This is a genomic window from Kaistia adipata DSM 17808 (genome assembly GCF_000423225.1).
Classification (GTDB): domain Bacteria; phylum Pseudomonadota; class Alphaproteobacteria; order Rhizobiales; family Kaistiaceae; genus Kaistia; species Kaistia adipata.
In genome coordinates, this window is sequence record NZ_KE383991.1 from 101,157 (window position 1) to 124,664 (window position 23,508).

Annotated in this window: 21 protein-coding genes; 8 read left to right on the forward strand and 13 right to left on the reverse strand. The window is 68.5% G+C overall.

Features of this window, described 5'->3' with window-relative positions; genetic code table 11:
- Positions 1–53 precede the first annotated feature (53 nt).
- The 5 genes from G539_RS0113370 to G539_RS0113390 all read right to left on the reverse strand — a co-directional run bounded on the left by G539_RS0113370 (position 54) and on the right by G539_RS0113390 (position 6,169).
- The gene (locus G539_RS0113370; RefSeq protein WP_035831352.1) at positions 54–512 is read right to left on the reverse strand and encodes a periplasmic heavy metal sensor; all 459 of its coding nucleotides are present in this window, start codon (positions 510–512) and stop codon (positions 54–56) included.
- Positions 512–970: a hypothetical protein gene (locus G539_RS0113375; RefSeq protein ID WP_029075649.1), complete on the reverse strand. Its 459-nt coding sequence runs from the start codon at positions 968–970 to the stop codon at positions 512–514. Before G539_RS0113375 ends, G539_RS0113370 begins: the two co-directional genes overlap by 1 nt.
- On the reverse strand, positions 967–1,569 hold the full coding sequence (locus tag G539_RS0113380; RefSeq protein ID WP_169516648.1) for a sigma-70 family RNA polymerase sigma factor: 603 nt from the start codon (positions 1,567–1,569) through the stop codon (positions 967–969). Before G539_RS0113380 ends, G539_RS0113375 begins: the two co-directional genes overlap by 4 nt.
- A gap of 152 nt (positions 1,570–1,721) precedes the next feature.
- Positions 1,722–4,910, reverse strand: coding sequence for an efflux RND transporter permease subunit (locus G539_RS24740; protein WP_084640103.1), 3,189 nt, complete (start codon positions 4,908–4,910; stop codon positions 1,722–1,724).
- Positions 4,911–4,990: 80 nt separating this feature from the next.
- Positions 4,991–6,169 (reverse strand): efflux RND transporter periplasmic adaptor subunit, encoded by a 1,179-nt coding sequence (locus G539_RS0113390; RefSeq protein ID WP_029075651.1) that lies wholly within the window; start codon positions 6,167–6,169, stop codon positions 4,991–4,993.
- Between the two features lie 541 nt (positions 6,170–6,710).
- On the opposite strand from G539_RS0113390, the gene G539_RS0113395 reads away from it, so the two are divergent.
- From G539_RS0113395 to G539_RS26250, 5 genes are all read left to right on the forward strand, one after another.
- Positions 6,711–7,805, forward strand: coding sequence for an ABC transporter ATP-binding protein (locus tag G539_RS0113395; RefSeq protein ID WP_029075652.1), 1,095 nt, complete (start codon positions 6,711–6,713; stop codon positions 7,803–7,805).
- A 251-nt stretch (positions 7,806–8,056) separates the two neighbouring features.
- Positions 8,057–8,536 (forward strand): iron-responsive transcriptional regulator RirA, encoded by a 480-nt coding sequence (rirA, locus tag G539_RS0113400; protein ID WP_029075653.1) that lies wholly within the window; start codon positions 8,057–8,059, stop codon positions 8,534–8,536.
- A 115-nt stretch (positions 8,537–8,651) separates the two neighbouring features.
- Positions 8,652–9,128: a hypothetical protein gene (locus G539_RS0113405; RefSeq protein ID WP_156911966.1), complete on the forward strand. Its 477-nt coding sequence runs from the start codon at positions 8,652–8,654 to the stop codon at positions 9,126–9,128.
- A 25-nt stretch (positions 9,129–9,153) separates the two neighbouring features.
- Entirely contained in the window at positions 9,154–10,299 is a 1,146-nt protein-coding gene (locus tag G539_RS26245; protein WP_029075655.1) for a TonB family protein, read from the forward strand.
- Between the two features lie 81 nt (positions 10,300–10,380).
- Complete coding sequence (locus G539_RS26250; RefSeq protein WP_029075656.1) at positions 10,381–10,887, forward strand: Crp/Fnr family transcriptional regulator; 507 nt, start codon at positions 10,381–10,383, stop codon at positions 10,885–10,887.
- A 31-nt stretch (positions 10,888–10,918) separates the two neighbouring features.
- Here the strand turns inward: G539_RS26250 and G539_RS26255 are convergent, their stop codons facing one another.
- Complete coding sequence (locus tag G539_RS26255; protein WP_084639987.1) at positions 10,919–11,725, reverse strand: FecR family protein; 807 nt, start codon at positions 11,723–11,725, stop codon at positions 10,919–10,921.
- 240 nt (positions 11,726–11,965) lie between these two features.
- On the opposite strand from G539_RS26255, the gene G539_RS0113425 reads away from it, so the two are divergent.
- Positions 11,966–13,117, forward strand: coding sequence for a surface lipoprotein assembly modifier (locus G539_RS0113425; protein ID WP_156911967.1), 1,152 nt, complete (start codon positions 11,966–11,968; stop codon positions 13,115–13,117).
- Between the two features lie 68 nt (positions 13,118–13,185).
- Positions 13,186–13,986, forward strand: a complete 801-nt coding sequence (locus tag G539_RS0113430) for a GNAT family N-acetyltransferase (protein WP_156911968.1) — start codon at positions 13,186–13,188, stop codon at positions 13,984–13,986.
- On the opposite strand, the gene G539_RS0113435 is transcribed toward G539_RS0113430, so the two are convergent.
- From G539_RS0113435 to xylB, 7 genes are all read right to left on the reverse strand, one after another.
- The gene (locus G539_RS0113435; protein ID WP_051231372.1) at positions 13,983–14,372 is read right to left on the reverse strand and encodes a DUF3307 domain-containing protein; all 390 of its coding nucleotides are present in this window, start codon (positions 14,370–14,372) and stop codon (positions 13,983–13,985) included. The genes G539_RS0113430 and G539_RS0113435 overlap by 4 nt on opposite strands.
- A 90-nt stretch (positions 14,373–14,462) precedes the next feature.
- Positions 14,463–16,652, reverse strand: coding sequence for a CHASE2 domain-containing protein (locus G539_RS24760; protein WP_051231373.1), 2,190 nt, complete (start codon positions 16,650–16,652; stop codon positions 14,463–14,465).
- Between the two features lie 67 nt (positions 16,653–16,719).
- The gene (locus G539_RS0113445; RefSeq protein WP_051231374.1) at positions 16,720–17,529 is read right to left on the reverse strand and encodes an ATP-binding cassette domain-containing protein; all 810 of its coding nucleotides are present in this window, start codon (positions 17,527–17,529) and stop codon (positions 16,720–16,722) included.
- A complete protein-coding gene (locus tag G539_RS0113450) occupies positions 17,526–18,641 on the reverse strand; it encodes an ABC transporter permease (protein ID WP_029075661.1) in 1,116 nt (371 codons plus the stop codon). The genes G539_RS0113445 and G539_RS0113450 overlap by 4 nt, the downstream gene beginning before the upstream one ends.
- A gap of 102 nt (positions 18,642–18,743) precedes the next feature.
- Positions 18,744–19,742, reverse strand: a complete 999-nt coding sequence (locus G539_RS0113455) for a sugar ABC transporter substrate-binding protein (RefSeq protein WP_029075662.1) — start codon at positions 19,740–19,742, stop codon at positions 18,744–18,746.
- Between the two features lie 85 nt (positions 19,743–19,827).
- On the reverse strand, positions 19,828–21,093 hold the full coding sequence (locus tag G539_RS0113460; RefSeq protein WP_029075663.1) for an ROK family transcriptional regulator: 1,266 nt from the start codon (positions 21,091–21,093) through the stop codon (positions 19,828–19,830).
- Positions 21,094–21,219: 126 nt separating this feature from the next.
- Complete coding sequence (gene xylB, locus G539_RS0113465; RefSeq protein WP_029075664.1) at positions 21,220–22,686, reverse strand: xylulokinase; 1,467 nt, start codon at positions 22,684–22,686, stop codon at positions 21,220–21,222.
- Between the two features lie 508 nt (positions 22,687–23,194).
- On the opposite strand from xylB, the gene G539_RS0113470 reads away from it, so the two are divergent.
- On the forward strand, positions 23,195–23,395 hold the full coding sequence (locus G539_RS0113470; RefSeq protein WP_029075665.1) for a hypothetical protein: 201 nt from the start codon (positions 23,195–23,197) through the stop codon (positions 23,393–23,395).
- The last annotated feature ends 113 nt before the right edge of the window (positions 23,396–23,508 follow it).

The window sequence follows — 23,508 nt, forward strand, 5'->3', positions numbered from 1 at the left end:
CGTTTCATCGAGACGCCGAACGCGAACCGGCATCCGCTTCGCTCCTGACAGTTCTAGTCCGTCCGGGCCTGCGCCAGCGCCGCGCGCTCGGCCGCCGGCAGCGCCATCACCGCTTCGAAGGTGCGGGACTGGATCTGCTCCTGCATGGCGCCGACCTCGAGGCGGATGTCGCGCAGATGCGCGTCGATCGCCGCCTTGTCGGGCGTCGGCGCCGCCACCAGCGTGTTGAGTTCGGAGCGGAGCGTCTTCAACCGATCGAGCCGCGCCACGATGTCGGGCCGCAGCGTCGCCAGTTGCCCCTCGATCTGCTTCACGGCATCCGGTGACAGCCTGTCCTTCAGCCAGCGCAGCTCCGTGCGGATGATGCGCGGTTCCTTGTCGCCGCCGCCGTGGCGGAAGCGGATCATGTCGGTCACGCTCGCGCCGATGAAGAAGGCATTGACGCCGAGCGAGACGACCAGGAGGCCCCAGAGCAAGGCGCGCCGGGTGCTGGGAGCAATCGACAACGCCATCAGAAATCCACCTCCGACGGCCCGAAAACCAGCGTGTCCAGCTGCACCACCTCGATCCTCGGCTCGGCGCGATACTCCGGCACGAAATCGGCGAAGACGCTGCCGAGCGCGGCCGCCACCACCATCACGGCGGCGAGCGCCGCGAGGCGGCGGCGCCAATGCACCACCTTCGTGCCCGTCGCCTCGAGCAGCTTGCGGGTGATGCGCTCGACGGAACCATTCTCGGCGATGCGCCGGTCGAGCAACGCCGCGGCGCGCTTCAGCCGTTCGGCCTCCGCGACGGTCTTGTCGCGATAGGCGCGGAAATCGCGGTCGGCCAGCAGCGCCTCGCGCGCCCGCCGCGCCAGGACCGGATCCGGCCAGCGGCCGGGGTCGGCGCCCCAGCGGTCGATTGCGTCGTGCAGATTGGCCGGACCGCTGACCAGTTCGGTATGCCGGTCGCCCATGGTCTTGCTCATGTCCGCCTTCCTTCCCGCTGCCCCTCGACGTCCCTGCCGGTCAGGAGGGCGCGCAAACGGCGCCGCGCCCGTGCCAGCAATGATTCATAGGCGTGTTCGCCGATCCCCATGATGTCCGCCGCCTCGGCCTGCCCCAGCTCCTGGAAATGGGCGAGCACGATCACCGCGCGCTGGCGCTCCGACAATTTGTCGAGCGCGGCCTGGACGACGCGGCCGTCGTCCTTCTGCGCCAGCTGGCGCTCCGGCGTCGGGCCGTCGTCCTCGAGGACGTCGTCGAGCCCGTCAATGTCGACATGCGGCCGTCGCCGGCGCAGCCGATCGATCGCGATCCGGTAGGCGACCTGGTGCAGGAACGTGCCGATGCGGGCCTGCGGCTCCCAGCTTTCGGCCTGCTTCCAGAGCCGCAGCAGCGCCTCCTGGACGACCTCCTCGGCCTCCGACAGGTCGGAGAGGATCGAGGCGGCGAAACGCGTCAGCTTCGGCGCCTCGGCCGCGATCAGCCGCGCGAACGCGCCATCCTCGCCGTCCGCCACCGCTCGCATGAGCGCGTGGTCGGCGCGGATCGCGTCGCCGTCGTGCGGATCGTCCAAACCAGCCAATGCCTGCGCCCGACCTTTCCATGCATCGAGCCCGGCCGCCTCGCCGGCTCGCCCTCCCGCGATCAGACGATAGCGCATCGGCGCCGCCGTGACAGCCGGCCGACCCTGCTCATCCTGCCGCAGTCGGGATCCGGGAAAGGCCACGATCCCCCCTATTCCGCCGCGATCGCGATCGGCGCCGGCACGCGGGCCGGAACCGGTTCGTCCTTGCGCCGCGCGGCCTCCTTCGCCTCGACTTCGGCGAGCTCGCGCGCCAGCCTCTCCTCCTCGGCGACGCGCGGCTTGGAGAAGCCGGCGAGCAGCAGGAAGGCGACGGGCGTCAGGAAGAGCGTCGCCAGCGCCGAGACGCCGAGGCCGCCGACCATGATCCAGCCGAGCGCCGCGCGGGCCTCCGAGCCGGCGCCACCGGTCAGGATCAGCGGCAGGCCGCCCAGAACCGTCGCGATCATCGTCATCAGCACCGGGCGCAGGCGGATCAGGCAGGCGTCGCGGATCGCGTCGCGCACCGAAAGCCCCTCGTCGCGGAGCTGGTTGGCGAATTCCACGATCAGGATGCCGTTCTTCGCCATCAGGCCGACCAGCATGACGAGGCCGATCTGGCTGTAGATGTTGATCGAGCCGCCCGAGAGCAGGATCGCGTAGACGCCGGAGGCGATGCCGAACGGCACCGTGGTGAACAGGATGACGGCCGAGACGAAGCTCTCGAACTGCGCCGCCAGCACCAGGAGAATGATGATGATGGCGAAGATGAAGGTCTGCAGGATGCCGCTCGAGGTTTCCGACAACGTCTTCGCCTCGCCCGTCAGCACGATGTTCATGCCGGCGGGCAGGTCCTTCGCCGCCGCCTCGTCGAGGATCGTCATGGCCGAGCCGAGGTCGACGCCGGGCGCGAGCGTCGCCGTGATCGGCACGGCGCGACGCAGCGACTGGCGGGCCAGCGTCGGCGAGGTCGCGCCCTCGCTGACCGAGATCACCGAGGAGAGCGGCACCATGGCGCCGCTCGCCGTGCGGACCTGGACGTTCATCAGGTCGTTCGGCGTGACGATCATGCCGTCGGGCGCCAGCGCCGTGATGTCGATCTTGTCGTCGTCGATGTAGAAATTGCCCATGTCGGCGCCGGCGAGCAGCGTCGAGACGATGGTGCCGATATCGGAAACCGAGACGCCGAGATCGGCGGCCTTGTCGCGGTCGATGTCGACCGAGAGCTGCGGCTGGTTGAGGTCGTAGTTGAGCTGGACGTTCGAGAAGGCCGGGTTGGCGCCGAGCGTGTTGATCAGCTGCTGGGCGGCCTTGGTGATGCCGTCATATTCGACACCGGTCACGGCGAAGGTCAGACCCTGGCCGCCGCCGCGGATGCCGAGGCTGTTGCCCTGGCGCAGGTTGATGACGGCGCCGGGAATCGAGCGCAGCTTCTGGCCGATCTCGGCGCTGATCTCTGCCTGGCTGCGGCTGCGCTCGCCCCAGGGCGCCAGCGTCACGAACATGAAGCCATTGCTCGGGCTGCCGAAATTGCCGGCCACGGAGAAGATGTTGGTCGCCTCGCCGGATTTCAGCAGCGGCTCGACGACGCGGGTGACGAGCTGCATCTGGCCCTGGGTGTAGTCGACGGTCGCCCCCTGCGGCGCGTTCATCGCGATCATCACGGCGCCGCGGTCCTCCTGCGGGGTGAGCTGCTGCGGCAGCGTCTCGTAGGCGAGTACCGCGCCGCCGGCGAAGACCAGGCTGATCAGGATGATGACGAGCGGCGCCTTGAGCGAGAAGTCGAGCACCCGCTCATACAGGCGATGGCCATAGGTGCCGACGGCATCGAGCCCGCGCTTGAGCAGGTTGGGACGCTTGCCGGGCTCCTGCGCCTTGGTGTCGAGGATGCGCGAGGCCAGCATCGGCGCCAGCGTCAGCGCGACGAAGGCCGAGAGCGCCACGGCGAAGGCGAGCACGAAGCCGAATTCCGAGAACAGGCGGCCGGCCGTGCCCTTGAAGAACGAGATCGGGATGAACACGGCGGCGAGCGTCGCCGTCGTCGAGATAACGGCGAAGAACACTTGCCTTGCGCCGAGCACGGCGGCGGCGCGAGCGCCCATGCCCTCGGCGCGGCGGCGGCTGATATTCTCGAGCACGACGATGGCATCGTCGACGACGAGGCCGGTGGCCAGCACCAGCGCCAGCAGCGTCAGGATGTTGAGCGAGAAGCCCATCATGTACATCGCCGCGATCGTGCCGAGCAGCGAAACCGGGACGGTCACGGCCGGGATCAGCGTGGCGCGCAGCGAGCTCAGGAACAGGTAGATGACGCCGATGACGATGACCACGGCGAGCAGCAGGCTGCGCTCGACCTCCTCGAAGGAGCCGGCGATGAAGTCGGCGTCGTCGGAGGTGATGCGGATCGAGACATCCTTCGGCAGCGTCGTCTCGAGCTCCTTCACGGCGGCGCGCACGGCGCTGGAGATGGCGAGCGTGTTGGAGCTCGCCTGGCGCACGATGCCGATGCCGACGCCGGTGCGGCCATTGACCTGCAAGCTCGAGGATTTGGCGGCGGGACCGAACACGACGTCGGCGACGTCGCCCACCCGCGTGTCGCCCTTGATGCGGATCGCCTTGACGTCGTCGGCGCTCTTCACGCTGGCGTCGGCGCGCACGAACATGTTGCGGTTCGTGTCCTTGAGATTGCCGGCCGGCACGTCGAGCGCGACCGTGTCGAGCGCCGTCTTCAGGTCGGCGACCGTCAGCCCGTAGGCGGCGAGCCGCATCGGGTCGATATAGATCGAGATGTTGGGCGAGCGGTCGCCGTTGATCTGCACGTCGGCGACGCCGTCAACTGCCTTCAGCCGGTCGACGATCACGTCGTTCACCAGCTTGGTCAGGTCCTCGATCTTCGTCGTCGGCGAGGTGATGGCGAGGCGCATGATGGCGTCGCCATTGGTGTCGGCCTTGGCGATCGTCGGCGGATCGGCGTCGTCGGGCAGGTTGCGCTGCGCGTTGCCGACCGCGTCGCGCAGATCGTTGGCGGCGACGTTGATGTCGGTCGAATCGGAGAACTGCACCGTGACGCGGCTGCGGCCGCTGGTCGATTGCGAGGAGATGTCGGTCCAGCCGGTGACGCCGGCGGCCGCCTTCTCGATGACGCTGGTGATCTCCTTGTCCATCGTGTCCGGCGTGGCGCCGGTATAGGTCGTCGTGATGGTGACGACCGGCTGGTCGATGTTCGGCAGTTCGCGGATCTCGACGCCGCCATAGGCCGCGAGACCGGCGACGACGATCAAGAGGTTCATCACGATCGCCAGCACCGGCCGGCGCACGGAGAGCGCCGAGATGCCGCCGGGAACCGTGCCGGCCTTCGGCATCGGGTCATGCGCCATGTCGTGCTCGGGAGCGGCGCCGGCGGGGCGCGGATCGGGCGTATCGGAACCGTCGACGCGCATCGTCAGCTTCCCTTCGCAGCAGCGGCCGGCGCGGCGCCGGCCTGGCCGGGCTTGCCGCCCTCGGCCTCGGCACGGGTGGTCTGGTCGGCGCCGAGCTCGGCGACCTTGGCGCCGTCGCGCAGCCGCTGCAGGCCCTCGACGACGACCCGGTCGCCCTTCTCCAGCCCGTCGCCCGAGACCAGCACCTGGCCGCTCTGGCGTTCCAGCACCTTGATCGGCACGCGCTTCGCGGTGTCGGCGTCGACGACCCAGATATAGGAGCCGTTGCGGTCCCACTGGATCGAGAGCGCCGGGATCGCCAGCCTCTCCTCGCCGCCGAAGCTCAGCGTGACAACCACCGACATGCCCGGCTTGACGCCGACGGCGTTCGCCTCCGCCGCGTCGAGCGACGCCTCGACCTTCAGGGTGCGCGCGGCCGGATCGACGCGCGTATCGATCGAGGTCACCTGGCCGGAAATGCGGGCGTCGGGCTTGCTCGCGGCGACCGCCGTGACCGGCAGCCCCTCGGCCAGGCGGCCGGAATAGCGTTCGGGCACGGGGAAGCTCACCAGCAGCGTCGAGACGTCATCGAGCGTCGCCACGATCGTCGAGGAGGTGACGAAATCGCCGACCGAGATGTCGGTCAGGCCGACGACGCCCTCGAAGGGTGCCGTGATCGTGCGGCGGTCGAGCGCGATCTGCGCGCTCAACACGGCGATCTGAGCCTTGCGCTCGACCGACTGCGCATCCTCCAGCGCGGAAACCGCGATGTTGCGGCTGCTGGCCAGCTTCTGCGCCCGGTCCAGCGCCGCCTTCGCGTCCTTGAGCGCGACATTGGCGAGGTCGAGCGCGACACGCTGGTCGGAATCGTCGAGACACACCAGCGGCTGGTCCTTGGCGACCTTGTCGCCCGCCTTGAACAGCACCTCGGTGACGATGGCCGAGACCTGCGGGTAGACATTGACCGAGCGCGGCACCTTGACCGTGCCGACGGAGCGGACCTGGTCATTCTCGGCGACCGTCGTCACCGCGTCGGTGACGACATAGGTCGGACCGAAGCGCATCGGCCCGCCGCCTCCCCCGCCCTGTCGCGCGGTCGTGGCGCCATCGGCGGCCGATTCGCGGTTCTGGTGGTAGTACCAGCCGCCGGCCGCCAGAACGACGACGACGAGACAAAGCAGAAACTGTTTCCAAAGCGCCATGTTCAATCCGGTATGTGGGCCCGTTCATGCCTTGAACGCAAAACCGCGCCGCTTCCGTCGCCGCCGGCCGAGAAAGTTTCCCCGCCGGACCGGCCCCTGCCCCGTCGCGGCGGGCGGATGCGGGGGGCGCCGTTCGGCGAGGCGCGACCCCGAAGACATGTCGCGACATCGAATTTCGACAATTCCGTGGCGACGGAGACGGACTATGCACAGTCCATGACCTTGCATCCGGCCCGTCGTCTCGCGCCGGGCCCGCCGCGCCGGAAACCGACAGCCGGCGCCCCCTCGAACCGCGAAAGGGGAAAGAACGGGGCCATACCGGCATTTTTCCGCCGCTGCGGGAAGGCATGGATGAGGTTCGCACCTCAGATCCGGCCCGGGATCAAAATGATCATTTCGGAACCGTGAGCCGTGTTGCAATTCTGGACTTTACTCAGCGGCTTGGATCGTGGACGGTATGCGCCGGAGAAATGATCCTGCGCGCGGATCCTTGCGGGGAACAGAGGAGACCCGTCCGCGCGTCCATCTTGGAGGTTGATTGATGGCAAGTCTGACGTTGCGCGAAGTCCAGAAGTCGTTTGGAGAGGTGCCGATCATTCGCGGCGTCGATCTCGAGGTGAAGGACGGCGAGTTCTGCGTCTTCGTCGGCCCGTCGGGTTGCGGCAAGTCGACACTTCTTCGTCTGATCGCGGGCCTCGAGGGCACGACGGACGGAACGGTCCGCATCGGCGACCGCGACGTGACCCGTCTCGCGCCGGCCGAGCGCGGCGTGTCGATGGTGTTCCAGTCCTACGCGCTCTACCCGCACATGACGGTCGCCGAGAACATCGGCTTCGGCATGAAGATGGCGAAGATGCCGAAGGCCGAGATCCAGGAGCGCACCCAGAAGGCGGCGAAGATGCTGCATCTGACCGAGCTGCTGCAGCGCCGTCCTGCCCAGCTCTCGGGCGGTCAGCGCCAGCGCGTCGCCATCGGCCGCGCCATCGTGCGCGAGCCCGACGTCTTCCTCTTCGACGAGCCGCTGTCGAACCTCGACGCCGCGCTGCGCGTGCAGATGCGCATCGAGATCTCGAAGCTGCACAACGACCTCGGCGCGACGATGATCTACGTCACGCACGACCAGGTCGAGGCCATGACCATGGCCGACAAGATCGTCGTGCTCAACGCCGGCCGCATCGAGCAGGTCGGCTCGCCGCTCGAGCTCTACCACCGCCCGAACAACCTCTTCGTCGCCACCTTCATCGGCAGCCCGAAGATGAACCTGTTCAACGTCAACGTCACCGAAGTGACCGGCGGCTCGGCGATCGTCGCCCTCCCCGGCGGCTCGACGCTGGCGGTGCCGACCCGCGGCGCCTCGGTCACCCCGGGCCCGATGACGCTCGGCGTGCGTCCGGAGCATCTCACGATCGCCCCGACCGAGACCGGCGGCATCCCGGGCACCGTGTCGCTGTCCGAGCATCTCGGCGGCGAGACCATGCTCTATGTCGACGTCGAAGGCGCCGAATCGACCATCGTCAAGGCCGACGGCCTGGCCGGCCAGCGCGCCGGTGACAAGGTCCGCATCGTCGTCGCCCCGGAGACGGTCCACCTGTTCGACAAGTCGGGCAAGGCGATCGTCAACGGCTCGCTGATCTAAGCTCGTCGCCGGAAACCGCTTCCGGCTACACCCGACACCGACGCCCGGAAGGTTCGCCTTCCGGGCGTTTTTCATGCGCCATTCGTTAACGCTCGCGGCCTTTTCCGGGCCGGTTTGAACCGCTCACGGGCAGCCGTCTCGCCGCCCGAGTTGAGTTCCGGAAAAGGTTACTCTAAATAGAAGGTATTAACGGCCGACGCGGCTGCGACCGATTCCGGGCGCCTGCGCGACGAGACTATCGAGGGACGCCCATGCGCCTGACCCAGCAGACCAGCTATTCCATCCGCATCCTGCTCTATTGCGCCGCCAACCCGGACAGCAACAGCCGGATCAAGGACATCGCCGCCACCTACAGCATCTCCGAGCTGCATCTCTTCAAGATCATGCACGTGCTCGTGGAGAGCGGCTTCGTCGAGACCATCCGCGGCCGCAATGGCGGCATCCGCCTCGCCCGCCCTGCCAACGCCATCTCGATCGGCGAGGTCGTGCGCGCGACGGAAAGCAATTTCTACCTGACCGACTGCTTCGACACCGCGAACCGCGATTGCCCGCTCGTCGATTCCTGCGGCGTGAACCGGATTCTCGCCGAGGCGCTGCGCGCCTTCTTCGCCGTGCTCGACAGCTACACCATCGCGGATGTCGCCAAGGACCGCGGCCAGCTTCGCGGCCTGCTCGACCTCGACCCGATGCATTCGATGGTCACCGCCTCCTTCGCGCCGCAACCCTCCTGAGTTGTGGCGATCTCCACTTTATAGTTGACTTCAAGCCTCATATTTTAAATAGCTGCACATGCGGCCCTCATCGTCGAACGATGGCGCCGGCTTCCATCGCGAGACGGAGTGGACCATGTCAGTTTCGAGCGGCCGGGCGCGGTCGGGCCTCATCCAGAGTTTGACCTGCGCCGCCCTCCTGGCGACCGGCGCCAGCGCGGCCCGGGCGCAGGACGCGGCGGAAGCCGCGAGCGCGCCGGGCGCCGGCAGGATTGCCATCGAACTCAATGGTGCGGAAGCCAACGGCCCGGCCTGCCGCCTCTCCTTCGTCGTCGCCAACGGCCTCGCGCAGTCGATCGACGACATGGCGCTGGAACTGGTGCTGTTCGACAGGGATGGTCGCGTCGACCGCTTCGTCATCGTCCGCACCGCCAAGATCCCCGCCGGCAAGAGCCGCGTCCGCCGGTTCGACATGCCCGAGACCGCCTGCCCGTCGATCGCCCGCATCCTCGTCAACGACGTCAAGGAATGCGCCGGCGCCGGCCTGGATCCAAGCGGCTGCGCCGACAGCATCGACGTCACCACCCGCACCGACATCCGGTTCGAGAACTGATGGCTGCGTGACACGGGGCTGGGCGATGAACTTTCGGCGCGCATCCTGGGTCTGGGCCCTCGTCCTGTCGATCGCGGCGCACGGCGCCGTGGTCGCAGCGTTCACGCCCGATGCCGACGACATCGCCGAGGCCGGCAGCGGCGCCGGCAGCCAGGTCGAGGGTTCGATCGACGCGGTGCTCGGTACCGATGTCGAATTCGAGGATCTCGTCAGCGAGGAGCTGAAGCCGGCGCTCGACACGGAGATCGCCGCCGCCGCCCGGCCGATGACGCTGGCCGCCCTCGCGCCCGTGCCCGTCGAGATCGCCCCGGCCGCGATGGAGACGCCCGCCGCCATCGCCCCCGCGCCGGCCGCCGAGCTCCAGCCGAGCGAGCCCGACAGCACCGTCGCCCCGACGCTCGCCGCCGACATCGCCGCCGCGCCGATCGAGAGCGACCTGGCAGCCGCGCCGGTCGAGACACCGCCTGAAATCACCCCGACCGAGACGCGGACCGCCAGCCAGCCGGCGGAAGTGAAGCCGGTCGAGACGCCGCCGGCGCCGACCGGGATCAAGCCCGTCGAGGCGAAGCTCGCCGAGGCGACCCCGGTCGAAACCAAGCCCGTCGAGACCAAGCCGATCGAAGCGAAGCCCATCGAGCCCGAACTGGAAGAAACCACGACCGCGGAGAAGCCGGTCGAGAAGCCCGAGCCGAAGAAGCCGACCAAGGAAAAAACGCAGCGCGTCGAAAAGGCAGAGAAGGCCAAGAAGACGCAGAAGGCCGAAGCACCGAAGCGCGGCAATGCCGAGGCGGAAAGCCGCGCCGGCGCCGCCAACGCGGACCAGACCGCGACGGCGCGCGACAACGGCACCGGCCGGTCGCGCGAGGCCGGCGCCGGCGCCGCTGCCAACTCCAACTACAAGGGCAAGGTGCAGTCGGCCATCCGCCGCCACACGCGCACGCCGTCCAAGGCGGCCCGCATGGGCATCACCGGCCGCGCGCTGGTGAGCTTCACCGTGCAGCCCTCCGGCGCCGCCAAGAACATCGTGCTGGCGAGCAGTTCCGGCAACGCGCTGCTCGACAATGCCGCGCTGGCGGCCGTGCGCCAGGCCTCGCCCTTCCCGCGAATGCCCGAGGGCATGGCGCAGATCAGCCTGACCGCGCCGATCATCTTCGAGAGCAAGCGCCGCTGAGGCGCTGCCTCCCCCTTCCGACCCGCTTGACGGCGGCGCTCAGATAGCCCGACACTCCTTCGGAAACGGAGGCGTGAGGCCATGGAAGCGCGCGAAGTTCTCGGAAGGACTCGCCTGTTCGCCGATGTCCTGTCGGCGCTCCAGCTCGACGACCTGGCCGCCAAATGCCGGGTCTATGACGTCGGCCCCGGCCGCGTTCTGATGGCCGAGGGCGATTTCGGCACATCGATGTTCATCATCATCGAGGGCAAGGTCGACGTCACCATCGCCGGCACCCGCCATCCCAACCGCGAGGTCGCGATGCTCGTCGCCGGCGACATCTTCGGCGAGATCTCGCTGATGACCGGGGCGCGCCGCGCCGCGACCGTGACGACCATCGAGCGCACGCGGGTGGTCGAGATCTCCAAGGTGGCGCTAGAAGGCGTGCTCGCCGATGCCCCCGAACTCGTCGAGAAGCTCGGCGCCTTCCTGGCCAAGCGCCGGGCGGAACTGGAACAGATCATCGGCGACGAGCACGCGCACCGCATCCTCGGCATCCGCACCGACGAAATCGTCGAGGCGATGCGGAAACTGTTCGGCCGCGGCTGACCCGCCTGCCCTCCCCCTCGGATGCCGGAGACTAGGGCCGGGGGATGTTCTCGCAGCCGCCGTTGCAGCAATTGGAATCGCCGCAGGGATTGGGGCGCGGATCGACCGGCGGCCGCAGGTTGATGTCGTTGGTGACGTCGGTGCGGCCATTGCCACCGCCGCGCAGCTTCTCCGGGAACGGCAGGAAGCTGTCGCCATAGAGCGGATAGGGCACGACGCCGGTGACGCGGATCAGCGAGCCGTCCCAGGTGATCGGCCCCTCGACCCGGCCGCCCTTGCGGATGCGGAGCGTCTTGCCAGGCTTGTCGAGGTTGACGACACGCCCGCCCGGCAGGGTGATCACCAGCTTGCCCTCGACCAGGACGATGACGGATTCGTCCGGCCCGACGATGGTGTCGTAGATCGTGCCGCGCACGCCGATCGTCGCGACCGGCGTCTTCAACTGGTAGCTGCGCGGATCGGACGAGCCGGAAACGAAGCGGAAGATGCCCTTGGTGGCGCGCAGCGCGATGTCGTTGCGGGAACGGGCGGGATCGTAGACGAAGCGATCCAGCGTGATGTCGGAGCCGGGCCCGACATTCATGCTCGTCTCGTCCAAGAACAGCAATTGCGCGGTCGAGTCGCGGCCGGTGCGGACCCGCTGGTTCTGCACGAGCGGATCGCGCACCGCCATCGGCCGCGCGGAGCCGCCGACGAGGGCCTCGACCTGGTTATGGATGGCGCCGGCGCGTCCGATCAGCGTCTCGGCGGCCGAGGCCGGCGCGGCCAGCCCGGCGATTGCCAGCCCCGCGATGCCCATGGCGGCCACGGCGGTTCGTACAAGACGACCGATACCCATGCTGCGCCTCCCGGCTTCGTGTCCCTATTCGTCGCGATCTTCGCACCGCGCGCGCGGCAAACCAAGGTCGTGCGATGCATCCCTCGGCCAAGGGAGCGTGAAGAACCCGCTTTTTCCCGGATCGTGATCAATCTGCACCTTGTCGAGGCAAAGTCATGCCGACCCCGCTTCGCTGGTTGCGGGACCGCGCCTTCAATCCTAGTCTCGGCGGATCACATTCAGTGTCCGGGGCGTCGAAGCTTGAAGCGTTTTCTACTCTCCGCTGCATTGGCCGTCATCGCCACCACTTCGGGTGTCGATGGATCGACGGCGCGTGCATCGGACGACGTGGCGCAGGCTTCGCTCTCCGCCGCCTATCAGCGCGTGCTCGCCGACCCGACCGACACCGCGGCGAACATGGAATATGGCCGCCTCGCCGAGGCCGCCGGCCAGCCGCGCAAGGCGCTCGCCACCTATGAGCGCGTCCTGCTCTACGATCCCGACAATGAAGAGGCGATGGCGGCGATGGTCCGTATCCGCCGGCTCCTGCAGCCGGACAGGACGCTGATCACCTTCGAGACCGGCTTCGGCTACGAGAGCAATCCGCTGCAGCGCAACACCGACCTCGAAAGCTCGCTGAAGGCCTACGCCAACGCGGTGATCGACGACGAACGCCGCTTCGGCGACACGCGCTGGCGCACGCTGATGACCGGCAATGTCGAGTATTTCACCGACGTCAGCGATCTCGACTACGGCTATATCGGCGCCGTCACCGGCCCGGTCCTCGACGTCTCGCCCCGCTTCACCGCCAATCCGTTCGCCGGCGGCGGCGTCTCGCTGCTCGACAACAGCTATTACTATTCCGAAGCCATCGCCGGCATGCAGTTCGAGGGCTACCTGCAGGGCGCCTATCAGCTGATGCGGGTCCGCACCGGCTATCGCAGCTTCGGCGACCAGTCGGTCTCCTCCGACGGCTTCTACGCCGACGCGATCGCGCGCTGGTCCGTCCCCACCGTCGTGACCGACGACGACGTGCTGGTGCTGACGCCGCATGTGCGCTGGAGCAACATCGACGGCATCGACATCGGCCCCGACCCGGATGACATCATCAAGCCCGGCCGCTATTTCGCCTGGGGCGGCCGCGTCGACTATTACTGGAAGGTCGAGGACTGGCTGACGCTCGGCGCCGGCGTCGACGTCACCCAGACCCTCTACCGCGACCTCTACACCCCCGACGGCGACAAGCGCGACGACGTCCTGGTCGAGCCGATCGCCAGCGCCGTGTTCAACCGCGCCCTCGGCATGCAGACCGACCTCGCCTTCGACTATCGCTTCCAGTGGAACGACTCGAACGACGCGGACCGCGATTTCGAGAACCACATCGTCACGGCCCGGATCGTGACGCGGTTCTGAGCGGCCCATCCGCCTCGGCCCGGCTGGGCCGACCTTACAATGCCTCCCGAACGATGATGGAGAATGCCATGACGCCCATGACCGTGGACGGGAGGGTTTTCCGCCTGGGCGTGTCGACGCTGGCCGACACGCCGCGTGAACGCCTCGACGCCGAGGCCGCGGAAATCTATCAGATCTTCGCCGAACGCGAGCGCGAGTTCGGATTTGGTCCGAATGTTCTCGTCGAATACCCCCCGATCGCGGATCCGCAGGCAAGCCCCTTCCTCGCCGATCCCGCCGGCCATGTCGCGGCGCGCCTGGCCGAGCTCGAAGCGGAAGGCCCGATCTCCCGGGTCGTCGTGCTGACGACCTTCGGCCAGCAGCTGCTCGCGCCCCTCGGCGCGTCGGGCTTCGTGTCGGCCAGGATCGACATGCCGGCCGGCCCGGATCACACCTACGCCTTCACGCTGGATCGCGCCGTCGAGGGAGAGCCGGCTCGCGTGCTCTATCTCGAGGCGGTCGACGAGGCGGACGAGAAGATCCGCCCCACCTTCGTGCTCCGGCTCGTCGACGGCGAGGGCCAGCTCCGCGGCGGCGCCTGCGGCGCCGTCCACATGCGCGACGGCAGGCGCTATGCCTATCTGGCGATGCTGACGCTTGTCCCGGGACTACCTCCCTCGACAGGCACCCGCCTTGCCATGGCCATGCTCGACAGCCTGCGCTCGCAGGGGGTCGCCGTCGTGCATCTCGGCACGCAGACCGCCGGCCGCTTCTACGAAAAGCTCGGCTTCCGGGTGACGCACCGCCTGGTGGAAGGCCTGCGGACCCGGCTCTCCGGCGATGGGCGGCAGGTCAACGACGATCTCGTGATGCTCAGCCTCGAGCTCTAGGCACCCGCCACCAGCAGGACCAGCGTCATACCCAGATAGGTGATCTGGTGCGCGAACTGGTCGAGCCCCATCGCCCACCAATATTGCTTGTCCTTGATCTCCCAGCCGTGCCGGGTGGTGATGTCATTCTTCAGCCAGTCGATGTGGTAGTGCAGCACGAATTCGGAGGCGAGCACGGCCACGGCGACGCCCAGCGTCGTCGGCAGGACCAGGAAGACGGGGATCGAGCCGACGACATGGATGCCGGCATGGATCAGGCCATCCGGGTGTCCGTATCGTCCCTTGTTCTGCAGCTGATTGGCGGTCTGCAGGAAGAAGTCACAAATGACATGCTTGACCTGGAAGACCGCCAGGGCGGCCAGAGCTGCGAACGTCGGATCGATCAACACGGCCCTCCGGACTGCTGCCGTACCCGCGTCACGGGCCGGACTTCGACCGAATCTTGCAGATTTGGGCAGCGCAGCCTGTGACGCCGGTCACAGATCGATGGTGATCGGAGCCGCCGCCTCGGCCGGTCCCCTGCCCCGCCCGCCAAGACGCTCCAGCATAAGATGATAATAGGGCCCGAAGCGAGCGGGCGCCGCGGCTTTCGCACGGTATAGCGCGTCCTGCCACACAGCCGGATCGGTCTCGCGCAGGCAGGCGACGAAGGCGCGCTGCGCCGCCTGGAAATCGGGCCCCGCGTCGGCGGGAACGAAGGTGAAGATGCGGCTCCGCCCGCTGCGGCCACGCAATTGCACCTGGTCGATCTCGACCAGCCCGGCGCCATCCACCTCGGCCGCCGTGCGCTCGCCGACGATGACGCCGAGGCCATATTCCTTGGTCAGCTGCTCGAGACGGCTGGCGATGTTGACCTCATCGCCGATGGCCGAATAGTCGAAGCGCTGCGCCGTGCCGAGATTGCCGACGCAACAGGACCCGGTGTTGATGCCGATGCCGATCCGCACGTCCGGCATGGGCCGCCCGCGCGCCGCCGCGCGCCGCTGCCACTCGGCGTTGAGCCGGGGCATCGCCGCCATCATCGCCGCCGCCGCCTCGAGCGCGTGGCGGGCGTGGTCGCGGTCGTCGAGCGGCGCGTTCCAGAACGCCATGATGGCGTCGCCCATATATTTGTCGATCGTGCCGCGATGGGCGAGGATGATGTCGGAGAGCGGCGTCAGCAGCTCGTTGATGAAACGCGTCAGCTCCGCCGCCGACAGTTCCTCCGACAGGCTGGAGAAGTTGCGCACGTCGCAGAAGAGCAGCGTCAGCTCGCGCACCTCGCCGCCGAGCTCCAGGCGCGCCGGGTCGGCGATGATCTCGTCCACCACCGCCGGCGAGACATAGTGCTGGAAGGCGCGGCGGATGCCGGCGCGGGCCCGCTCGGCCTGGCGGAAGGTGTAGAGCACCGTGCCGATCACCAGGAGCAGCATGGCGAGCGCCGGATAGAGCGGATCGATCAGCAACCCGGCCTGCAAAAAGGCGAGATAGCCGCCGGCGAGCAGGCCGCCCACCACCAGGACGCCGAGGACCGCCGCCCAGGCGGCGGAGACGTTCGGCAGCACCAGCGCCAGGAGCAGGCCGAGGCCGACCATGCCGGCGATCTCCAGCCCGCTCGCATAGTCGGGGCGCGTCAGCGTGCGCCCGGTCAAGATGTGCTCGATCACCTGGGCGTGGATCTCGACGCCCGGCACGGCGGATTCGAGCGGCGTGGCGCGAAGGTCGAGCAGGCCGGCGGCCGAGGTGCCGACGAGAACGATGCGGCCCTGCACGCGATCGGCCGGCATGCTGCCGTCGAGCACCGTGCGCGCGGGAACGAAATCCTCGGGATCGCTCGGCCGGAAACGCAGCCAGATCGCCCCGTCGGGATCGGTGGGCACGACGAACTCGCCGATCCGGACATGGTTGAGCCCCGTCCGTCGCCCGAAGGCCGCCTCGCCGGAGGCGTTGGAGGATTTCAGGATATAGGAGCCGGCGTCCTGGCCGACCCGCAGCGCCTCGGCCGCCAGCGACGGCACCAGCTGGTCGCCGACGCGGAGCACCAGCGGCACGCGGCGCACGATCTGATCGCGGTCCTGGATCCAGTTGATCGAGCCGAGCCCCTTCGCCGCCGCGTCGAGCGCCGGCACATTGGCGATCGCGCCGCCGAAATTCGGAATGAAGGGGCGCGGATCGTCGCCGGCCGTGGCGAAGCCGGCGCCGAGCTGCGGCAGCGGCCCGCCATCGCCGGAGAGCGACAGGCCGAGCACGGAGGGCGAAATGGCGAGCGCGGCGGCGAAGACCTGGTCATGCGGCATGGTCGCCCCGATCGAGGCCTGGACCAGCGCCGCCTGCTCCGGCGGCAGCCGGCGCACCACCTCCTCCGGCGAACTCTGGTCCGGCTCGGAGAAGAGCACGTCGAAGGCGACGGAAGCCGCGCCCGCCTCGGTCAGCTTGCGCGTCAGCTCGGCCATCACCGTGCGCGGCCAGGGCCATTGGCCGATCGCCTTCAGCGACGCGTCGTCGATGTCGACGACCACGACGGGCTGCTCGGACAGCGGCGGCGCCGGCGCCATGCGCTGATAGAGATCGAAGGCGAGCAGGCGGATCGCCTGGACCGGAAACGGATCGGCGACGCGCAGCAGCACGACGCCGCCGAGAAAGGCGGCGACCATCAGGAAATAGACGGATTTGCCGAAGAATCGCATGAACTGTCCGCCCGCGCTCGCCCGGCGGACGATAGCCGATGGCCAGACCGGTCGAAAGGCGGCTCCGTCACGTCGCCTCGTCGGAAGGCGGCGCCATCGCGCCCGTCATGATCGCGACGGCATCCGACATGCTGTGGCGCTTGGGATCGATGACGGCGATGCGCTTGCCGAGGCGGTGGATGTGGATGCGATCGGCCACCTCGAAGACATGCGGCATGTTGTGGCTGATCAGCACGATCGGCAGGCCGCGCTCCTTCAGCCGCAGGATCGTCTCCAGCACCTTGCGCGATTCCTTGACGCCGAGCGCCGCCGTCGGCTCGTCCATGATCACGACCCGGCTGCCGAAGGCGGCGGCGCGCGCCACCGCGACGCCCTGGCGCTGACCGCCCGAAAGCGTCTCGACCGGCTGGTTGATGTTCTGGATCGTCATCAGGCCGAGCTCGGACAGGCGCTGTCGCGCCGCCTTCTGCATGAAGCTGCGGTCGAGCAGGCGGAAATAGCGGCCAAGCCAGCCCTCGCGCCGCTTCTCGCGTCCGAGGAACATGTTGTCGGCGATCGACAGCGCCGGCGACAAAGCGAGGTTCTGGTACACGGTCTCGATGCCGAGATTGCGCGCCTCGATCGGGCTGCGGAAGCTCACCGGCTCGCCGTTCAGTCGGATCTCGCCCGTGTCCGGGATGACGGCGCCGGTCAGCGCCTTGATCAGCGTCGATTTGCCGGCGCCGTTGTCGCCGATGACGGCGAGGATCTCGCCGCCCATCAGGTCGAAATCGGCATTGTCGAGCGCGACGACGCGGCCGTAGCGCTTGTTGAGCGCACGCGCCTGCAGGACGGGCTCGGCGCGGGAGACTTCACCGGGGACAGCTTCGCCGCTCATGCCGAAATCTTCCTGATCCACTGGTCGATGGTGACGGCGACGATGATCAGCACGCCGACGGCGAAATCCTGCCAGAGCAGCTCGAGGCCGGAGAGCGCGAGGCCGTTGCGGAAGACGCCCACGATCAGCGCCCCGACAAGCGTGCCGACGATCGAGCCGCGACCGCCGAACAGGCTGGTGCCGCCGATCACGACGGCGGTGATGGAATCGAGGTTGGCGGTCTGGCCGGCCTGCGGGCTGACGCCGCCGATGCGGCCGATCAGCACCCAGGCGGCGATGGCGCAGATAAAGCCGGCCAGCGCGTAGACCGCGATCAGCGTGCGGTCGGTGTTGATGCCGGAGAGGCGGGCGGCGTCGGGATCGTCGCCGGTGGCGTAGACATGGCGGCCGAAGGCGGTGCGGTTCAGAACGTACCAGATGATCGCCGCGACGACGAGCATCACGATCGAGCCGTAATTCAGCACCCAGCCCTTCAGGAAGCTCCAGTCGAGCCCCAGGCTGGCGAAGAAATTGTAGGGCCTCAGGATCGTCCCGGTCCATTGCAGGAAGGGCGCCGCCTCCTGCATGTCGGCCTGGCGGATCGTCTCGCTCTTCGAATACCAGACGTTGAGCGCGCCGAAGATGCTCCAGGTGCCGAGCGTGACGATGAAGGGCGGCAGCCGGAGCTTGGTGACGATCAGCCCGTTGACGAGGCCGCAGGCGAAGCCGGCAAGGAGGCCGAGCGGAAAGGCGATCTCGACCGGAACGCCATAGACGACGGCGGTGCGGCCCATCACCACCGAGGCGAGGATCATGATCACGCCGACGGAGAGGTCGATGCCGGCGGTCAGGATCACCAGCGTCTGCGCGACGCCGAGGATCGCGATGATCGTAACCTGCTGCAGGATCAGCGAGAAGTTGAACGGCGCGAGAAACTTGCCCGGCGCCGCGAAGGAGAAGATCACGATGCCGATCAGAAGCACGATGAAGGGAATGCTGGTCGGGAAGCGGTGCAGGAAGCCCTGGGTGCGGCGGATCAGGCCGTGCTCGGGCTCCTCAAAGCTCGCGACCGTCTGGTCCGCGTCCTTCAGTCCCCGTTCGGCCATCGCCGAACCCGAGGCATTGTCACTCATGAGACCCCTCCTGGAGCGCCCTTGCCGGGCGCCGTGTCGCGGGAGCGCCGAAGCGCCCCCGCGTGTTCAGTAGGCAGCGCCGCGCGACGCGGCGCGGCGTCATCAGCCCCAGCAGAGCTTCAGGCCCTCTTCGACGGAGATCGACGGCACGCCGTCGACCGGCTTGGCGGTGATCAGCTGCGCGCCGGTGTCGAGGAAGCCGACGGCCGGGTCGATGTCCGGGATCTTGCCGGAATGGATCGCTTCAAGCGCCATCGCCGCCATTTTCAGCGGATATTGCTGGCTGGTGGCGCCGAGCGTGCCGGCCTGGACGTTCTTGACGCCCGGGCAGCCGCCGTCGATCGAGACGAGCAGCACGCTGCCGTCATCCTTGCCGACCGCCTTCAGCGCCTCCCAGGCGCCGGCCGCCGCCGGTTCGTTGATCGTGTAGACCACGTTCACGTCCGGGCATTTCTGCAGCGCGTTCTCCATCGCCGTGCGGCCCTTCTCCTGGTCGCCCTGGCTGATCTCGTGCGTGCAGATGCGCGGATCGTCCTCGTCGCCGTACTTGTTCGGGTCCTTCACGTCGATGCCGAAGCCCTGCATGAAGCCCTGGTCGCGCAGGAAGTCGACCGTCGGCTGGTTGGTGGCGAGGTCGAGGAAGACGATGCGCGCGTCCTTGGCCTTATCGCCCAGCGTGCCCTTGGCCCATTCGCCGATCAGCATGCCCGCCTTGCGGTTGTCGGTGGCGAAGGTGGCGTCGGCGGCGTTCATCGGATCGAGCGGCGTGTCGAGCACGATCACCTTCAGGCCGGCGTCGCGCGCCTTCTGGATCGTCGGCACGATCGCCTTCGAGTCGGATGGCACGATGGCGAAGCCCTTGGCGCCGGCGGCGATCAGGTTCTCGATCGCGGCCACCTGGCCGTCATTGTCGCCGTCATACTTGCCGGCGGCGGTGATCAGCTTGACGCCGAGCTCCTGCGCCTTCTGCTGCGCGCCTTCGCGCATCTTGACGAAGAAGGGGTTGGTTTCGGTCTTGGTGATGAGGCCGATGACTTCTTCGGCCATCACGGGCGCGGCGGTCAGCGCGAGAAGGCTGCCGGCGAGCATGAGCTTCTTCAGCATTTCAGTTCCTCCCTGGCCGTTTCTTGTTCGCGCCTGCGAAGCGACCAGATCCTCGCGGCGCGCCCGGTCTCCTCCCGAGATCTCACGTCGACCCGGCGGCCCTCATCAGCCCGCCGGTCTCGAAAACCCTGTCCTTGGCCCGCGCCCGGACGGCGGCGCGCGGCGAGAAATTGAAGAACATCGGCAGGCTCGCCGCCCCGAGGGCGCCGGCGTCGCGGCCAAGCGTGCCATGCTGGACGCCGGGCGCGCGCCGCGCCTCGGGCGCCTGCGCGTCGAGTTCCGCCACGAGGCGCGCGATCAGCGCGTCGACGAGGCCGCCATCGACATCGGCGTCGATCACCACCAGCGGCACGTCGAGCAGCGCGATGGCCGACCAGATCGCCGGGGCCAGCGCCTCGGCGGCGTCGTCGATCCATTCGGCCACAGCCGGGTGACCGGCCACGACGGCCGCCTGAAGGTCGGCGCCCGAAGCGACGGCGACGCCGCAGGATTGCAGATGGCGCGCCAGCGCATTCAGCGAGGCGCGGGTGATCAGCAACTCGCGGCCATCGGCGGCCCGCGGCGACGAGGCGAGCGTGCCCGGGCCTACCGCGATGACCGCGACGTCGCCGGCATTGCCCGAGCTGCCGCGCAGGCAATCGCCGCGGACGACGATGCCACCGCCGATCGCCGGGCCGATGAAGAGATAGAGGAAATCGTCGACGCTGCGGCCGAGGCCGTAGAAGAGCTCGGCGATCGCGGCGGCGTTGCCGTCATTCTCGCCGAAGACCGGCAGCCCGGTCCCCTCCTCCAGGCGCGCGGCGAAGTCGAACTCGTCCCAGTTCCGGAAGGGATCGACCGGCAGATCGAGACGACCCAGCCAGGCGCCGAGATTGTAGGGCAGCGCCAGGCCGATGCCGGCGAGGCGCGCGCGCGCGGCGGGATCGAGCAATGCCAGCAGCGCCTGGACGTCGCCGGCCACCATGTCGAGTGCGATTTCCGGCCGGGGCAACACCAGATCATGCCGGCGCCTGGCCAGCGCCCGTCCGTCGAAATCGACCAGGATCGTCTCGATCGAGCGCCGGTCGAGCCGCACCCCGATGCCATAGGCGCCCTTCGGGTTGAGGCGCAGCAGCGTCGCCGGCTGGCCGCGACCGCCGCCATGGCGCTTGCCGACCGCCTCGATCAGGCCGAGATCGTCAAGTTTCTGGATGATGGCGCCGATGGCCGTATTGGTCAGGTCGGCGGCGCGGGCAAGGTCAGCCTTGGAGGCTTCGCCCGCGCGGCGCAGCCGCTGCAGGACGAGGCGCTCATTGTAACGGCGAAGCTGCGCGGAATTACTTCCGCGACCCGTTCCGGGCCTCTCCAAGCCTGCCTCCCTGCGACGGCTTCTTTTGTGCCGTCCGATTAATTGATTTTGATGCAGTTAATCGACGCGACTTCCCCTAAGTCAAGATGAATTCGTCGCCGCGCTGCGGCAGGCGGCACGCCGAGCTCAGCGGGCGAACTCGTCCTTGAGCGCGCGATAGAGGCGGCGGAAGCGCTCGATCTTCGGCTTGTAGCGCTCCGTCTCGGCCGGATCGGGGTCGATGGTGGCGTTGATCTGCGGCGCCGTGCAGATGCGGCCGGGCTGGCCGCCAGTCGCCGCCAGGATGGCGAGCCGCGCCGCGCCGAAGGCCGGTCCCTTGGCGCCGCCCTCGTGCAGCACGATCTGCACGCCGAGCACGTCGGCGAACATCTTCATCCAGAGCGCGCTCCGGGCGCCGCCGCCGATCGCGCCCATCCGGGTCGGGCGCGTGCCCGCCGCCGCGAGCGCCGCCTGCGCGTCGGCGAAGGAGAAGGCGACGCCCTCGAGCACGGCGCGGATCACGTCGGTGGTGCCCGTCGCCGGATCGAGGCCGAAGAAGACGCCGCGCGCATGCGGATCGTTGAGCGGGGTCCGCTCGCCGGCGAGATAGGGCAGGAAGATGAGGCCATCATTCTTCGACGGCGTCGCGGCGACCCGGTCGAGCAGCGCGCCGATGTCCTTCTCCCCCACCATCGACGCCGCCCAGGCGAGCGCGCTGGCGCCGTTCAGCATCGCCGCCATCTGGAACCAGCGCCCGGGCAGCGCGTGCGCGAAGGTGTGCACATAGGCGCCGGGATGCGGCCGGTAGGTCTCGTTGACGACGAAATACTGGCCAGACGTGCCGAGCGAGATGAAGGCGTCGCCCTCGTCGATCGCGCCGATGCCGATGCCGCCCGCAGCCGCGTCGCCGGCGCCGCCCGCGACGATCACGCCCGGCTTCAGCCCCAGTGTTGCGGCGACGGACGCCGTCAGCACACCGGCCGCGTCGGAGCCCTCGACCAGGCGCGGCATGACGGCGGGATCGAGCCCGGTCGCGCCGACGATCTCGGCAGACCACTCGCGCGCGGCCTCGTCGAGCCACAGCGTGCCGGCGGCATCCGACATCTCGGAGACATATTCGCCCGTCAGGCGGAAGCGGATGTAGTCCTTCGGAAGGAGGACATGCGCGACGCTGGCGAAGATCTGCGGCTCGTGCCGCGCCACCCAGACCAGCTTCGGCGCGGTGAAGCCCGGCATGGCCGGCACGCCGGCGATCCGGCCGAGATCCGGCACGCGATGTTCCAGCTCGGCGCATTCGGCATGGCTGCGTCCGTCGTTCCAGAGGATCGCCGGGCGCAGCACCCGGTCTGCCGCATCCATGAGCACGGCGCCGTGCATCTGACCAGAGAGGCCGATGGCGACGGCGGCGGCATAGGGCGCGGGCGCCGTGGCGCGGAGCGCGGCCAGCGCCTGCTCCGTCGCCCGCCACCAATCCTCGGGATCCTGCTCCGACCAGAGCGGATGCGGGCGGGAGATCGCCAGCGGCACCTCGGCCTCCGCGAGCACCGTCTGGTTCTCGTCGACGAGCAGCGCCTTGACCGCCGATGTGCCGATGTCGATGCCGATAAAGGTCATGTTCCTGCCCCTCCGATGTTCGCCCAAGAACGGTGCATGCGCGCCCGATTGTCAATCCGCCCGCCATGGGCCGGGCCCCCCAGTCCCCGCGATCGGCGGCGCCGGTTTCGCCACCTCCCGCAGGGCCGCAACAACGTCCTCGGCCACTGTCAAAAAAAGGAAACGCATGACTGGTAGGAAGGCGCCGTTCGACCCCATATAGGCATCGCATCCAACGCGATGCCGCGGTGATTTGAGGAGCAGCTTGCGCCGCGACACCAAACGCTAAAGCGTCACGAACAGGGTTCGTGGCTCTGGATTTCGACGAGGAGATCTTCGATGCCGAAAACGACAGCCACCCTGCGTCACCCCTTTCTCCGACCCTCCATGTGTCGCCACCACCGGAACCCGAACTGATTTCCGACATTGGTGCGAGCCGGACGACCTCCGGCTGTTTTCGCGAAAGCGACTGGAATGATCGCGGCCCGAGGCTTGCATGGCCAAGCGCGGCGGCGAAAGGAGAATTGCGGTGTTCGACAATTACATCATCGAGATCGACGACAAGGCGGCCGGCATCCTGATCCGTGCCGGATCCGGTTTCGCCTTCCACGCCCTCGAAGGCAGATTCGCGACACTCGAGGGCCGGACCTTTCCCGACGCCGTGGCCGCCGAGCGCGCCGCCCGCAAGATCCGCCGCGCGCCGGCAGCGCAGCTGGCGCGGGCGTGGTAACCTCCCTGTCGCCGCGCGCCGCTTTCCGGCGCGCGGTTCCGCGTCCTCGCAAGATCCATGGACGACCGGTTTTCCGCCATTCCGGCCGCCGCATCGCCGTTTCCCGCCATAGT